Here is a 14,318-nt window from a genome sequence, read left to right as displayed (position 1 = left end):
AGTCACAATAATTCATAATATTGTGACTTTCAATAGAATATATTTATACTTAATTCAACTCACTCTAGGAACTGCTCTCATAATAGTGTATCTCATGATCAAGTAAGAAATAATAACTCCTGATCCAACGGCTTCCATGCATAAACCTAGGAAAATTAAGCCTGGTGTTAAATAAGCTCCATTTAAGGCATACTCTTGTAAATAAGTAAGAAATTCAGGCTCTCCGACAGTTAGATACACCACCATAAATATAGCAAATGGTATAGCACCTATCAGTGTTACGCGCATACCTTCTACAAATGCAGTGATATAACCATAATTGTCTTTTTTTGCTTTTTGATACTCTCTGAGGGCAAAATATACTCCTGCAGAATGAATTAGAAAGTTTAGTGCTCTTAATTCAATGATATGATAAAGGTGAAGAAACTTCATTACTAAGAAGAGTAATAAGTATCCTAAAAACATAAGGCTTCCGTACTTCAGTGCGATCTTCATGATGGTAATAGAAATAGTTGTAAAAGAATTGTAATAGTATAACAATGAAGCGTTTAAGTTGTTTACATCATCCAAATGTTTCTTTATAAAAAAACCTCAACTGAAGTAGTTGAGGTTAGAATATTTTCTAATGATTTATACATTATGCTGTCACAGAGGTTAACTGATTTAGCTTATTAATAAAGGCATCTATTTCTTCTTCTGCAGTATCGAATGAGCACATTAATCGTACTTCATTGGTTTGCTCATTCCAAACATAGAATGGTGATTGTTCTTGCATAGCAGGAATTACTGCTCGATCTAAAATGGCAAATACACCATTAGCTTGAACTTCTTGTGTGATTGTCACTCCTTCCACTTTGCTTAATCCTTCGGCAAGTTTCTGTGCCATGTTATTTGCATGGATAGCATTACGTTCCCAAAGGTCAGTACCAAATAATGCTTCGAATTGAGCAGAAATAAATCTCATTTTCGATAACAGCTGCATACCTTGCTTACGGATATATTTATAATTTTCAGATAAAGACGTATTTAAGAAAATAACAGCTTCACCAAACATTAATCCATTTTTTGTACCTCCAAAAGAAACAAAATCAACTCCAGTATCCACTAACATTTCTTTGAACGTTGCTCCTAACGATACAGCTGCGTTACTTATTCTTGCACCATCAACATGTACCAATAAACCTTGGCTATGTGCATAGTCTACAATTTCCTTTATTTCTTCACAAGTATATACTGTACCGTATTCTGTAGCTTGTGTAATTGAAACTACTTTAGGTTGAGACCAATGCTGCTCGCCTAAATTAACCATAAAGGGTTTAATATCTTTAGGTGTCAGTTTACCATTATCTTTTTCTACCGTTAGTAATTTAAAACCTCCAAACTTTTCCGGCGCCCCGCATTCATCTACATTAATATGCGCTGCTGATGAACAAATTACTGCACCATAAGAAGGACAAACAGAAGATAGTGCCGTAACATTTGCTCCTGTACCGTTCATTGTAAAATAGACATCTATATCTTCTTTCAATATACGTTGGAACATCTTGATCGCAGCTTCAGTACTTTCATCTGCACCGTACGAACCTTGATGTCCTGTATTTGCTTTTGCTAACGCCTCTATAATCTCAGGTGTAGTTCCTGAATAATTATCACTTGCCAGTGTCTTTTTCATTCCTCTTTGCTAAATAATTGATTTCGATGTACTACAATAATAACGCACAAAAAAGAAAATTAGAACATTCTTCACTCACAATAAATGTTTATTTTCAAAGAATATCATGACAAAACAACGAAACAAATTACTGACATTGTGACATTTAAAAATACGACATATATAAATACAGACAATTCAACAGTAATAAATTATTTATCCTTTCGATGGAGGCTACTTTTTAGTAACTTCCTATTACCTAAAAAACTTAAACTATAACCTATATGAAAATCGCGATCCTATCCGGAAGTGTAAGAGATGATAGACATACACACTCAGTTGCTTTACATTTAGCTCAAAGGTTTAATCAGCAACCAAATGTTGAAGCTACTGTGATTGATTTAAAAGAGGAGAAATTACCACCTCTCACTAATACTTTACATGATGATTCACCTGAAAATGTTAAGAAAGTCGGTAAGATACTAGACGAAGCAGATGGTATCATTTTCACTTCTCCTGAATACAACGGCAGCTTTTCTTCAGCTTTAAAAAATGCAATTGATTTCTACCCAAAAGGAACCTATCAAAGGAAACCCGTTGGTGTAGCTAGTGTATCTGCGGGAGCATTAGGAGGAATTCGGGCTGCTCAATCTATGCAATTGCAAGTATTAGCCTTAATGGCTTATCCTATTTATAGAATGTTTACCGTTCCTAATGTTCAAGATAAATTTAGTAAAGATGGAACATTATTAGATGCCAAATTCGAAGGCTCTGTAGATGTATTTATCGAAGAGTATCTTTGGTTTGCAGAGGCAATAGTTTCCAAGAAATAAAAAAAGCCTGCATGATATTTATGAATCATGCAGGCTTTTTTACTTTCTAGCTATTTAGCATTACCAACATATTATGTTCGGACTTTCCAAAGACAGGGAACATCATCAAATTCATATCGCTCCCTTTTACTACCACTTTGTCTTCCATTAACTTGGCATCTGTAATGGCTAACTTGATACTTTCTTTTTGTCTATCCGACAGGTAATCTGGTATATCTAATATCTTCACAACATTGGATTTCAACTGATCCATACTCGAATTTTTAGATTGAATCACTCCGTCTACGTTGACCAATATTGCCGGGAATGGAACTTGCTCCAACCATTTATCATCCTCTAGATTTATTTTATTCTGGTTAAACAAGTCTTCCAAGATTTCAAATCCCTGAGAATGATCATTATTTTTCATTCTATACAAGGCATTTCTTGTACGCTGTCTTTCTAATTCCTCTGTTAATCCCTGTTCTCTTTCTATACGTTCAGTTACATCGAAAATGATAAAAATGAACTTAAGAGGTACCTCATCTTTAAACACCACCGATGCACTTGTACTACCCCAGAATGTTCCTTTTCTCGGTGTTCTAAATTCAATGGTTCTTGTTCTAACTCCTCTTACTGTTGGGTCTGACATCAAAGTAGAAATTACCGTTTGATATGACGTCGTTACCATATCAGCCATTGGTTTTCCTATTAGATTTTCTACGGAAGTACCTGTCCATTGTTCAATGATGTCATTACCTAAGATCACCCTGCCATTAAGGTCCACTTCAACAACCATTGCTTGCTGGTCGATGATTTCTCTTCTTGTTTCTACCTCACTTCTTAATAATGACAATGAATGAGCTTCTGTAGATAACTCTTTTCTTACTAATTCTTCGTCTGTTTTATCAGTAATAAACAATGTGATTTTTTGAACTTCCCCACTTAAACTTTTTAGAGGGAAGAAATGTAAATCACATGTCTTCGGGTTACCTTCACTATCAACAAATACGAATTTTTGATTCGCATTCGCTCCAGACTTTACATCTCTGATTATTCTTTTGAAAATCCTGATCTCATTGGCATTTTCTAAGAATTCAACCAGTGCTGCATTTCTATATTCTTTTCTCTTGTATCCAAATAATTGAGTAAAGCCTGTATTGGCTGCTTTGATTTTCCCATCAAGGTCCAAGTCTAAGATTGGGAAGTGCAGACCAAATAAAGATAACCTTTCATTGTTCGTTAAATCTTTGGCTTTCTGTTCTGTTGTAAACTCAGCAAATTTGATAATTTTATAAGGTTTACCGTCCAATCCAAAAATTGGATTGTAAGTACCGTTCATCCAAACATCCATTCCTTTTTTGCTTACTCTACAGTATTCACCAGAAATAAATGATCCGTTAGATAAACTATCCCATAGTAACTTATAACGCATAGAGTTTACCTCTTCAGAAGATACCAATACCCTTTCATGCTTTCCAAGTATCTCTTCTAATTTGAATCCCATTACAGATAGGTACATATCATTTGCAGCAATGATCTTACCCGACATATCGAATTCAATAATTGCCATTGTTTTACCAATAGCATCTAAAATATTTTTATTTAAGTTCGATTCTTTCGATAATTCTGTCAGTTTAGTACTCAATTCATCCTGAACAGACTGCATCTCAGAAGTTTTCTCAAGCAATGTTTCCTCTTTATTTTTTAGGGTCTCATTGACTTGCATCGACTCTTTTAGAAGGCTTCTTGTATTTTCGTTCATCATATAAACTGCAATTGCAGAAGCAAAACGTTCACATGCAGCATTTGCATACTCTTGTTCATGTTGTGACATAGGATTGTAAGAAGCAATCTCTACAGCTCCATATACTTCATCACCAGCATGAACTACCGGAATAATTATAATTGATCGAGGAGCAGCTTCTCCTAAACCAGAAGAAATTGCTGTATAGTGTTCAGGTAAATCTTCAACATAAACATATTGTTTTTCAAGCATTACCTGACCAATCAACCCTTCATTTGCAGATAGCTTTCTTTGTGGAAACCTCTTTTTCCCATAAGCATAACTTGCAATCTGATTGACCACATCGCCTTGTTCGTGGTTCATCTTAAGAAATACTCCACCTTGTAAAGCACCTAGATGTCGAGTAACGAATCGGACAAACTCATATCCCATTTCTGCGATGGTATCATATTGTTTTCCGTTTAATGTTTCTGTTGTCTTCGCTAAGCCTTCTGTAATCCATTTACTTACAAACTCTTCATTAGCCAGCTGTTTCAATGTATTTCTGGCTCTATCATAAGAGTCTGCCAATCTTAGATTGAGGCCTTCTGTATTTACTTCAAAGTCTTTTTCTCCAAGGTGTTCAATCATTTCAGTAATCCGATTGAAATCATCTTCCAAATCAAATACCTTACTTTCAATGATATTAATATCAGGTATTTCTGCACTTTCTTTTTCTCCAGTAAAATCTTCCAAGTTTTTTCGAAGAAGTTTAATTGGCGTTAATACCCTATTTCTGAAAAAGGCTCCTTGAGTAATCAATAAAAGAACCCCACTAAAAACAAGTAGCCCATTAAAGAATAAGCTTTTATTCTTAGTTCTAATAATGTTCTCCTCTAAACGGAATCGTGTTTCTCTATTATGAAGTAATAATGACGAATTTCTTCTTTCAAGAAAATCAATCGCTTTACCTATCTTATCACTCCCTTCATCCTCTTCTAGAACTTGAGTTTTAGTTCTTCTTGATGTATTCTTCTTATTCGTTAATTGAAGTTCTACAGGTGTATTGGATTCAATACTTGCATCCCACATTAAATCAATTTTAGCATAGTAGTCTTCAAAACGTTTTCTATACAACTCTAACGCATGTGATAAATCATCATCATTAATAGAGGTAAGAATTAATAAATTTTGCTTCTCGGTAGAACTTGCCGAAGTTCCTTTCTCCATCGCTAAAATCTGGGAATAGATTTTGTCTGCTTCTTGTTTTAGCTGAAGTAAAGTTTTACGATCGTCCGTTCTATAGTATTCCTTAGCGTGGTATGGAAAGTTGGCAATCTTATATTCTTGGTTTAATAGCACCTCAGATACATCTCTTTTCTCTGTTTGTGATGAACGGAGAAAAGAAACAAAGCTCGTCAATAATAATAAACTGACGATCACAATGGTAGCTACACCTCTGAATTCTGCACTTGCTTTCATTGTCTATATTTTTAAATAGGATTATTTCCTAGATCAATTAAAACTTCAAAATAAAGTGATAGATTAACCCAACAAAAAACTGTCATATTCGAATAATATAGTTATTTGTTGATCTTGATCACTCATTTCTAAACTATTAAACACGATATTAATATAACTGATATTAACCATATTTTATGTCTAACCCTCTATTGCACATATTTCTACGGATAGGTCATATCTTGCCTGAAGAGCTTGACAAATGGATTGTCCTTTTTACAGTTACTACCGTTATCATTGCATTACTTAAAGAGTGGGGAAAGCCCTCTACAATATTTTTTATGAGTGTAGTGACTTTACTACTCTTCGGTGTAATCTCCGCTGACAACTTACTAGAATCGATGAGTAACCCTTCAATAGCTACAATCATTGTGCTAGTTATTGTTACTACTCACCTCTATCATACATATAATACAGAAGATGCTTTAAATCGCTTTATTGGTAATACCAAAAGACCCAAAGTCTTTATGGCAAAGATCATTACGTTTGCCGCTATCTTATCTTCATTTACCAATAACACGCCTGTTGTTGCAGGACTAACACCTTATGTTTATAATTGGTGTAAAAAGATGGGTGCTCACCCTTCTAAGTTGCTTATCCCACTAAGTTTTAGTACCATTTTAGGAGGTATGATTACCCTTATTGGTACATCTACCAACTTAGTGTTGAACGGCTTTATAGAAACGAACAACTTACCTACTTTAGCCTATAACGACTTCCTTTATTTAGGACTTTTGGTCACTTTTTTCGGAATTATCTATCTTTTGACCTTTGGCTACAATCTTTTGCCTGTCAATAAAGAAGTTTTTGATGATGCCAAAGCGATTGCTCCTGAATATTTAATGGCGCTGAGAGTAAGACATCAATCCAAATTAATTGGAAAAAGAATATCAGAAACCAAGATCAAAAATTTTGAGGGGGCTTACTTAATTGAAGTACATAGAAATGGAGAAGTGATTACTCCCATACCTGATGATTTCACTTTTGCTGTGAGAGATATCTTGATGTTTATGGGACAAACAGAAAATATTATGGTGATTGTCAACTCGGATATGGGATTAACAGTACCTAATCATCAATCTGATTCTGAAATTGTTGAAGCGGTAATCCCTGCCAACTCTGGATTAGCAGGAAAGAAACTTGGCAAGATCAATTTCAAAGACACCTATGGAGCTGAACTTATCGCAATCCATCGTAATGGAGAAAAACTGACTGGGGAACTTAGTAACGAAGCCCTACAATCTGGTGATATGCTCCTACTTTCTGCTAGTGAAACCTTCTTCTCTAATATTAAGCTTTACAAAGAGTTTTATGTCTTATCAACAATAGAAAGTAATAAACCCGTTGTAAAGGATAAAGCCAAGTGGATATATTCAATCGCTCTTCTTGGTCTTGTATTTCTAATTGCCACAGGTACGATAAAATTACTGACAGGAGCAATTTTTGCCTTTGCCGGATTATTGATTATCAATGCTACATCAATAAATAGTGTCAATAAAGAACTCGACTTAGACTTAATTGTATTACTGATGTGTGCACTGACTTTAGGCGATGCATTTATTAATACAGGTGCTAGTGAAATAGTCAGTAAAGTGTTTATTAAGATTTTTCTACCATTTGGAGTAGTGGGTGTGTTAATAGGTTTATTTTTAATAACCGTTTTACTTACCTCTTTTGTTACAAACGTAGCAGCCATCTCCATTACTTTCCCAATCGCTTATTCACTAAGTGAGATATTAGATTTACCAAGCAAACCATTTTTTGTAGTTATTGCTTTTGCTGCCTCTGCTGCATTCTTAACACCTGTAAGTTACCAAACCAATTGGATTGTCTATGGTCCTGGCGGGTATAAACCAAAAGACTTTATGAAAGTAGGATTACCACTTATGGGAATTTATTCCGTTGTCTGTATTGTATTTATTGTCTTTTACTATGGATTGATTTAGTCTTCAATTTCTGGTAAAATTTGTTGAAGTTGATGGTTCTGAATATTTCTACCGATAAATGTTTCTATTCTACCATTCACTATCATAAAACGTAAAAAATGTTCTCTTTCCTCATCTTCGTATAGCACTTGGTAGACATTATTATCTCGTAATTTCCCTTCGATATAATATTCTCCATGATTTTGTTCACATTGATAATAGGTGATATCATTATAAACAAAACTTGTATGAATATTAGATAGATCACTCTCTAAATAATAGAAGTCTAAGTCATAGAGGTAAGATATACTTTTCTCTAAAATAAATATTTGGCTTGACAGCGATGCATGAAAATATAAATATTGCTCTTGATCTATCTTAAACCAATATGAATTCATACCATTTACCCAATCGATCTGAGCTGATCGTTCAATAAAAAAATCCTTTCCTTGAAGTTGAATTACACCTTTGTTTCTTATATCCTCTACATCTTGATCAAAAATCTTAAAGTATTGACGTTTACGTTTAGGTTCAGCTAAATCATTTCTCTCAAAATTAATCTCCCCTATTACCCCTGTAGGCTGAATTGAGAAATATTTATGCACTTTCTCGACAAGCTCAAAAGCTTCACTCATTCTTTCTTTTTCAAGAATTATCAATTCCTTTTCAAAACCGTCTTTACCTAATATCGATACCTTAATTTTATTGTTTTTGAGCGGGCTGATAAACAATTGCTCAATATCATCCATGTAGTGAACTACATCAATTGCCATACTTTTATTATTGATGATGTTCAACCTTAATTGATCTCCTATCAAATAAAATTGTAAGCTCACCGTTTTTCGGCTTACTTCATAAAAATACCAAACCCTTATAGCTACTCCCGCTAATAAAATTGCACTCAATCCAATATGAAGTACCAATAAGATGGCTGCAGCGGCTAAAGAAAACAATAGAATTGGAGTTATTTCTCTCCTCCGAATATCATTAAATGCCTCCTTTTTATATTCATTACTTAGCTCTGCTTCAATACTTAATGCAAGCCCCCCATTTCTCGTTTCTCTAATATTCATTATTTGTTAGTTATATGGTTAGTTCGCCAAAAGTCACATCAATACTACTATTATTATATTGACAAATTCTCAAATAGTTACTTCGATTTTCATTCATGTATAAACGTTGGATAACTCTTATCTCATTTCTTTCTGAATATCTATTGTAAAATTTCCCTTCATCCTCTTTATCCAATAAATATTCTTGGTTGTTATACGTCAATGATTGAGTCCAACGCTTAAAATCAGTTATCTGATCTTTAAAATGTCTGGTATAATTTACTTTTACTTCAATAAAGCATTTACCATTTAGTTGATAAACTACAGCCTTTTCCTCTCCTGAATTACACCAATATGCATGATCTACTCTATTATTATTCCAATGAAACTCAAAGTGATTTTCTATCAAATAATCTTTAAAATTAATGGTCAGAATGTCATTAGTGAGTGTTTCTGAACTTAGTTTTTTCTTTTGTTGAACATGTTCCTCTTTTTGCTTTCCTTTAGCTTGATATTCACCTTCAACGTAATAATCCTCAATACCTAAAAACTTCTCAACAGCTTCCTCTATTTGCTGTCCCTCAAAGGCATTAATTGGTCTTGGTAAACAGTCAATTATATTTCCATGCTTCGTTTTCATTTCTAAACGAACCATATTCTTCAATATATCTTTGGATAAAGCTTGTTCTTTCAACAAGTACAATTGAGCTATTTTTTTTGTTTCTATTTTTATTTTTCTTCTAAAAAAAGAATTAATCACTAAGTAATCTTTATTACAATGGATGTTTGTCTTACCTAGATAAGAAAGGTACATCATCAAAAATCCAGACGATAAAGCCAAAGGAAACAAACCGGACCAAAGTAAAGAAAGTTCACCTGGTGAAGTGAATAAGTTGATAAAAATCCCACCAAAAAGCGTCATTGGATAAATAAAGAAATAATCTTTAATCGTTTTTTGGAAATAGAATTTACTCCAATAAATAGATATAGAGATCTCTTGTCTGTTAGTTTTTATATTCATATAGCTGCTTTGAGTGTCATGTATATATATTTAAAAATAAAAAAAGTCTGTCATTTCACAAAACGACAGACTTTGAAGTAGTTATTCACTAACTTTTATATCATTTCTGCATTTAAAGCAGCCAACATTCCTTTTGCTTTTAAGATACATTCTTCATGTTCTGCTTCAGCTTCAGAGTCTATAGTAATTGCTGAACCAATTTGGAATGAAATATATTCGGCAGCTGCATTATAGAAAGCACTACGAATGACCACATTGAAATCGAAGTCTCCTTCAGGAGTGATATAACCAATAGAACCCGAGTATAAACCTCTTTTTGTTCTTTCATAAGTCTCTATCAATGCCATAGCCATTACTTTAGGTGCTCCTGTCATACTTCCCATAGGAAATGCCTTTTTGATCACTTCAGTAAAAGGTAAGAAGTCTTTTATTTCACCTTCAATCGTTGAAATCATTTGATGAACAGTCTTAAAGCTATATACACCGAAGATTTCAGGTACCTTAATCGTTCCAGCTTTACAAGTTCTTGCCAAGTCATTTCTAACGAGGTCAACAATCATCATATTTTCAGCTACCTCTTTTTCAGAATTACGAAGATCAAGTTTTAATTGTTCATCTTCTTCCTGTGATGTACCTCGTCTTATAGTTCCTTTAATAGGTTGAGAAACTATTCTTTTCCCTTCTTTTTTCATAAAGCGTTCGGGAGACGAAGAAACTACATATTTATCATTTACTCGGTGGAAAGCAGAAAATGGAGCCGGTGATAGTGCAGATAACCTTAGATATAAATCAAATGGGTCGATTTTAGCCTCTCTTGCTAAGAATTCCATACAGATATTTACTTCATAAACATCTCCTTCCAATATATGTTCTTGAATACGCTCTACTGTATCTACATATACTTTTTTCGAAATCTTAGGTAATACCTTTCCTCTCCATCCATCTGACATTTCAGGAACTTCGGTATTCAATACTTCAAAAAAGATAGCTTCTTCATCACCTTCAGTGATAATTTCTACATCTTTTTCTCCAAAAACGAATAGTGTTTTAGGAATGTAAAAAAATGCATTTGGCATTTCGATACCATCTGGGTGATCTGAACAGAGCAGTTCTACTTCATTCTTAAGATCATACCCCCAATGACCAAACATCCATTCTTTATGTTCGCGTTGAAATCGCTCTACACTTTCAAAAGAATGCCCTTCCTCGATCGGGCAAATATTTTTTGCTCCGACAGCCAATAAATGTTTAAAGCCTCCTTCTGGGTAAGAAATGTTATGGTCGAATAAATATGTACAGTATTCTTCCTTTCTCCCCCAATACCACGCTTTTAAACGGAAAGACGATAAATCTTCTAATGGAAATTTCATCGATATTGTATCTAGTTCTTCTACTATCATCATTGCACTACAAAATTACACAATAGTTTATTAATGCATCCTATCAGGTCGCACTTCTAAACTTTTAAGCAACTCTGCTTCTTTATTAAGAAACTCTTGCCAACGAGCATCCACGATTTCTCTATCCTTGTATTTCCTTGCCAGATCAATAAAAGTCACATAATGTCCTGCTTCAGAAACCATTAGTTCATAATAGAAAGCTTTCAATTCTTCATCATCTAAGCCTTTCCACAGTAGTTTAAAACGCTCACAAGAGCGCGCTTCTATTAATGCACTTACAAGAAGTTTATCTACTAATTGATCAATCCTTGAACCTCCTTTTTTAGCAAATTTGATGATTCCATTTACGTAATCATCTTTTCGCATTCTACCTAAAGAAAGTCCTCGTTTGCGTAATTGTTTTACAACTCTTTCAAAATGTTCCCATTCTTCAGCTACAATTGGCATCAAAGTATCTACCAATTCATCCAATTCAGGGTAGTTGACTATTAATGACATACTTGCCGTTGCTGCTTTTTGTTCACAGTAAGCATGATCCACTAAAATTTCCTCAATATTTGAGTTTTCTACCATATCAACCCATCTTGGGTCAGTAGGTAATTTTAGGTGGAGCATATGTCCCTGCCCTTTGAATTCCTCTTCCATAAATTTTGATCAAGTTTATGGGGCAAAAGTAGTTATTAATTAAGAATTATAGAGTTAAGTAGTTAGAATATTTTTATTCTAAGCTTAAAATGAAATCAGCTGATATCGTAATTTTTAAAACTTATTTCCTAAATCTTAAATATTTCTCATTATCTTTGCTTCACATTTACTTTAGGGGTGTTCGTTAAATCGAACTGAGAAATACCCTTTGAACCTGATGCGGTTAGTACCGACGAAGGGAAAAGTCCATTTCTATCTATTGCACTTTCTGTGTAATTTTTCTCCTAAGGTTTATTGGTTGTAATGATTGTCACATTTCTAATTTATTCGAAATGAATATCACTGTAAACAATAAGTCTGTAACACTCCCAAGTGCTTATTCTGTAGCACAACTTTTAGAATTCATGAATATTTCCGTTGCAAGAGGAACGGTCGCTGTTGCGATTAATGATGAAATCATTCCGCAAAGTCAATGGGAGGCTCATGCAGTATTAGAAAAAGACCATGTAACCGTTGTTGCCCCTGCTCAAGGTGGCTAATATCATTTAAATTATTATTCGAGGAAGACTTTCGTACTCACAATACTATGATTAAGTGATTTTTCAAAAGTAAAGAATGTTATCTCAACTGAGCTAATTTTCTCTTGACACTTTGATAGTTTACACCAACACTGAAATCTTCCCCACAAATCAACTTTTAATCATGAAAAAGCAAGACAAAATTCCAAGTCAGGAAGTCATTAGCCGTGAGCCATTCACTGGATCGAAGAAGATCTATGTAGACGGTAATATTCACAATATCAAAGTTGCGATGCGTGAAATCGAGCAGGCTGATACTAACCACAAGTTCTTAAATAAAGTAGAAAAGAACCCACCTATTACTGTTTATGATACATCTGGACCTTTCACTGATCCTGAAATTGAGATCGATGTTAGAAAAGGTTTGAATAAACTTCGTAAGGATTGGATTCTTGACAGAGGTGATGTAGAAGAGCTTCCTAAGTTATCATCTGAGTATGGTATCGAACGTTTAGAGAATTCTGAATTAGATCACTTGCGTTTCGAGCACATCAAAAAGCCTTTGAAAGCGAAAAAAGGGCAGAACGTTTCTCAGATGCATTATGCTCGTAAGGGTATCATCACTCCAGAAATGGAATACATTGCTATTCGTGAGAACCAAAGAATTGAAGAGCAAGAAGGTAAATTCGGTACACAACACCCAGGTAATAGCTTCGGTGCAAACACTCCTGTAGGTAAAATTACTCCTGAGTTTGTTCGTGATGAAGTAGCAGCGGGTCGTGCTGTAATTCCTAACAATATCAACCACCCTGAGTCTGAACCAATGATTATTGGTCGTAACTTCTTGGTGAAAATCAATGCTAATATTGGTAATTCAGCGGTGACATCTTCTATCGAGGAAGAAGTAGAAAAAACAGTTTGGGCTTGCCGTTGGGGTGCTGATACAATCATGGACCTTTCTACAGGTAAAAATATCCACGAAACACGTGAGTGGGTAATCCGTAACTCTCCAGTGCCAATCGGTACAGTGCCAATTTACCAAGCATTAGAAAAAGTAAATGGTAAAGCCGAGGACTTAACTTGGGAGATTTTCCGTGATACATTGATCGAACAAGCTGAGCAAGGTGTTGATTACTTCACAATCCACGCAGGTGTATTATTACGTTACGTTCCAATGACAGCGAAACGTGTGACTGGTATCGTATCTCGTGGTGGTTCAATCATGGCGAAATGGTGTTTAGCACATCATAAAGAAAACTTCTTATATACTCACTTCGAAGAGATTTGTGAGATTATGAAAGCATACGACGTAGCCTTCTCATTAGGTGATGGTCTTCGTCCAGGTTCAATTGCTGACGCAAACGATGAGCCTCAACTTTCAGAATTGAAAACATTAGGTGAGTTGACTAAGATTGCTTGGAAACATGACGTACAGACGATCATCGAAGGTCCTGGTCACGTTCCAATGCACATGATCAAAGAAAACATGGATGCTCAGTTGCAAGATTGCTACGAAGCTCCTTTCTATACATTAGGTCCATTGACTACGGATATCGCTCCAGGTTATGACCACATTACTTCTGCAATTGGTGCCGCTCAAATCGGTTGGTACGGTACAGCAATGCTTTGCTACGTAACTCCAAAAGAGCACTTAGGTTTACCTAATAAAGCAGACGTAAAAGAAGGTGTAATCACTTATAAAATTGCAGCACACGCGGCTGACTTGGCAAAAGGTCACCCAGGTGCACAATACCGTGATAACGCTATGTCAAAAGCTCGTTTTGAATTCCGTTGGGAAGATCAATTCAACTTGTCTCTTGATCCAGATACTGCTCGTGAATATCATGACGAAACACTTCCTGCTGAAGGTGCAAAAGTTGCTCACTTCTGCTCGATGTGTGGACCAAACTTCTGTTCAATGAAGATTACTCAAGATGTTCGTGATTTTGCTGCGAAGCAAGAGCAAGAAGAAGGCTTGAAGCAGAAGTCTGAAGAGTTTAAAGAATTAGGTAGCGAGATTTATCACTAAAATTTGCTGTCCGTAGAA

At 34.8% G+C, this 14,318-nt stretch carries 11 protein-coding genes and 1 riboswitch; of the genes, 4 read left to right on the top strand and 7 right to left on the bottom strand.

Annotated elements, in window-relative coordinates:
* Positions 1-54: 54 nt before the first annotated feature.
* Together HGP29_RS18245 and HGP29_RS18240 are read right to left on the bottom strand one after the other, a co-directional pair.
* A complete protein-coding gene (locus tag HGP29_RS18245; protein ID WP_168883865.1) occupies positions 55-495 on the bottom strand; it encodes a DUF4199 domain-containing protein in 441 nt (146 codons plus the stop codon).
* 142 nt (positions 496-637) lie between these two features.
* The gene (locus tag HGP29_RS18240; protein WP_168883864.1) at positions 638-1,672 is read right to left on the bottom strand and encodes a threonine aldolase family protein; all 1,035 of its coding nucleotides are present in this window, start codon (positions 1,670-1,672) and stop codon (positions 638-640) included.
* A 263-nt stretch (positions 1,673-1,935) separates the two neighbouring features.
* Here HGP29_RS18240 and HGP29_RS18235 point away from each other — a divergent pair, with 263 nt between their 5' ends.
* Entirely contained in the window at positions 1,936-2,484 is a 549-nt protein-coding gene (locus HGP29_RS18235) for an NADPH-dependent FMN reductase (RefSeq protein ID WP_168883863.1), read from the top strand.
* A 46-nt stretch (positions 2,485-2,530) separates the two neighbouring features.
* On the opposite strand, the gene HGP29_RS18230 is transcribed toward HGP29_RS18235, so the two are convergent.
* A complete protein-coding gene (locus tag HGP29_RS18230; protein ID WP_168883862.1) occupies positions 2,531-5,671 on the bottom strand; it encodes a PAS domain S-box protein in 3,141 nt (1,046 codons plus the stop codon).
* A gap of 176 nt (positions 5,672-5,847) precedes the next feature.
* Between HGP29_RS18230 and HGP29_RS18225 the strand changes: the two genes are divergently transcribed.
* Complete coding sequence (locus HGP29_RS18225; protein WP_168883861.1) at positions 5,848-7,656, top strand: SLC13 family permease; 1,809 nt, start codon at positions 5,848-5,850, stop codon at positions 7,654-7,656.
* Here HGP29_RS18225 and HGP29_RS18220 read toward each other — a convergent pair.
* From HGP29_RS18220 to miaE, 4 genes are all read right to left on the bottom strand, one after another.
* Positions 7,653-8,708: a hypothetical protein gene (locus HGP29_RS18220; RefSeq protein WP_168883860.1), complete on the bottom strand. Its 1,056-nt coding sequence runs from the start codon at positions 8,706-8,708 to the stop codon at positions 7,653-7,655. The two genes, HGP29_RS18225 and HGP29_RS18220, sit on opposite strands and share 4 nt — an antisense overlap.
* 10 nt (positions 8,709-8,718) lie before the next feature.
* Positions 8,719-9,708: a hypothetical protein gene (locus tag HGP29_RS18215; protein WP_168883859.1), complete on the bottom strand. Its 990-nt coding sequence runs from the start codon at positions 9,706-9,708 to the stop codon at positions 8,719-8,721.
* Positions 9,709-9,803: 95 nt separating this feature from the next.
* The gene (locus HGP29_RS18210) at positions 9,804-11,078 is read right to left on the bottom strand and encodes an anthranilate synthase component I family protein (protein ID WP_168883858.1); all 1,275 of its coding nucleotides are present in this window, start codon (positions 11,076-11,078) and stop codon (positions 9,804-9,806) included.
* A gap of 60 nt (positions 11,079-11,138) precedes the next feature.
* On the bottom strand, positions 11,139-11,753 hold the full coding sequence (gene miaE / locus HGP29_RS18205; RefSeq protein ID WP_235958320.1) for a tRNA-(ms[2]io[6]A)-hydroxylase: 615 nt from the start codon (positions 11,751-11,753) through the stop codon (positions 11,139-11,141).
* A 163-nt stretch (positions 11,754-11,916) separates the two neighbouring features.
* Positions 11,917-12,011, top strand: a riboswitch (TPP riboswitch).
* Positions 12,012-12,085: 74 nt separating this feature from the next.
* Here miaE and thiS point away from each other — a divergent pair.
* Both thiS and thiC read left to right on the top strand, forming a co-directional pair.
* Positions 12,086-12,292, top strand: coding sequence for a sulfur carrier protein ThiS (thiS, locus tag HGP29_RS18200; RefSeq protein WP_168883857.1), 207 nt, complete (start codon positions 12,086-12,088; stop codon positions 12,290-12,292).
* Between the two features lie 163 nt (positions 12,293-12,455).
* Positions 12,456-14,300 (top strand): phosphomethylpyrimidine synthase ThiC, encoded by a 1,845-nt coding sequence (thiC, locus tag HGP29_RS18195; RefSeq protein ID WP_168883856.1) that lies wholly within the window; start codon positions 12,456-12,458, stop codon positions 14,298-14,300.
* Positions 14,301-14,318 lie beyond the last annotated feature (18 nt).

Origin of the sequence: Flammeovirga agarivorans (genome assembly GCF_012641475.1) — a bacterium.
Lineage (GTDB): Bacteria > Bacteroidota > Bacteroidia > Cytophagales > Flammeovirgaceae > Flammeovirga > Flammeovirga agarivorans.
Note: the sequence above shows the minus strand (reverse complement) of the source record. Positions and strands in the feature narration are given on the sequence as shown.

What these genes read in the sequence shown, in the direction of transcription:
- HGP29_RS18245 (WP_168883865.1), bottom strand. Translation starts at nt 495, where the DNA reads ATGAAGATCGCACTGAAGTACGGAAGCCTTATGTTTTTAGGATACTTA.
- HGP29_RS18240 (WP_168883864.1), bottom strand. Translation starts at nt 1,672, where the DNA reads ATGAAAAAGACACTGGCAAGTGATAATTATTCAGGAACTACACCTGAG.
- HGP29_RS18235 (WP_168883863.1), top strand. Translation starts at nt 1,936, where the DNA reads ATGAAAATCGCGATCCTATCCGGAAGTGTAAGAGATGATAGACATACA.
- HGP29_RS18230 (WP_168883862.1), bottom strand. Translation starts at nt 5,671, where the DNA reads ATGAAAGCAAGTGCAGAATTCAGAGGTGTAGCTACCATTGTGATCGTC.
- HGP29_RS18225 (WP_168883861.1), top strand. Translation starts at nt 5,848, where the DNA reads ATGTCTAACCCTCTATTGCACATATTTCTACGGATAGGTCATATCTTG.
- HGP29_RS18220 (WP_168883860.1), bottom strand. Translation starts at nt 8,708, where the DNA reads ATGAATATTAGAGAAACGAGAAATGGGGGGCTTGCATTAAGTATTGAA.
- HGP29_RS18215 (WP_168883859.1), bottom strand. Translation starts at nt 9,708, where the DNA reads ATGAATATAAAAACTAACAGACAAGAGATCTCTATATCTATTTATTGG.
- HGP29_RS18210 (WP_168883858.1), bottom strand. Translation starts at nt 11,078, where the DNA reads ATGAAATTTCCATTAGAAGATTTATCGTCTTTCCGTTTAAAAGCGTGG.
- miaE (WP_235958320.1), bottom strand. Translation starts at nt 11,753, where the DNA reads ATGGAAGAGGAATTCAAAGGGCAGGGACATATGCTCCACCTAAAATTA.
- thiS (WP_168883857.1), top strand. Translation starts at nt 12,086, where the DNA reads ATGAATATCACTGTAAACAATAAGTCTGTAACACTCCCAAGTGCTTAT.
- thiC (WP_168883856.1), top strand. Translation starts at nt 12,456, where the DNA reads ATGAAAAAGCAAGACAAAATTCCAAGTCAGGAAGTCATTAGCCGTGAG.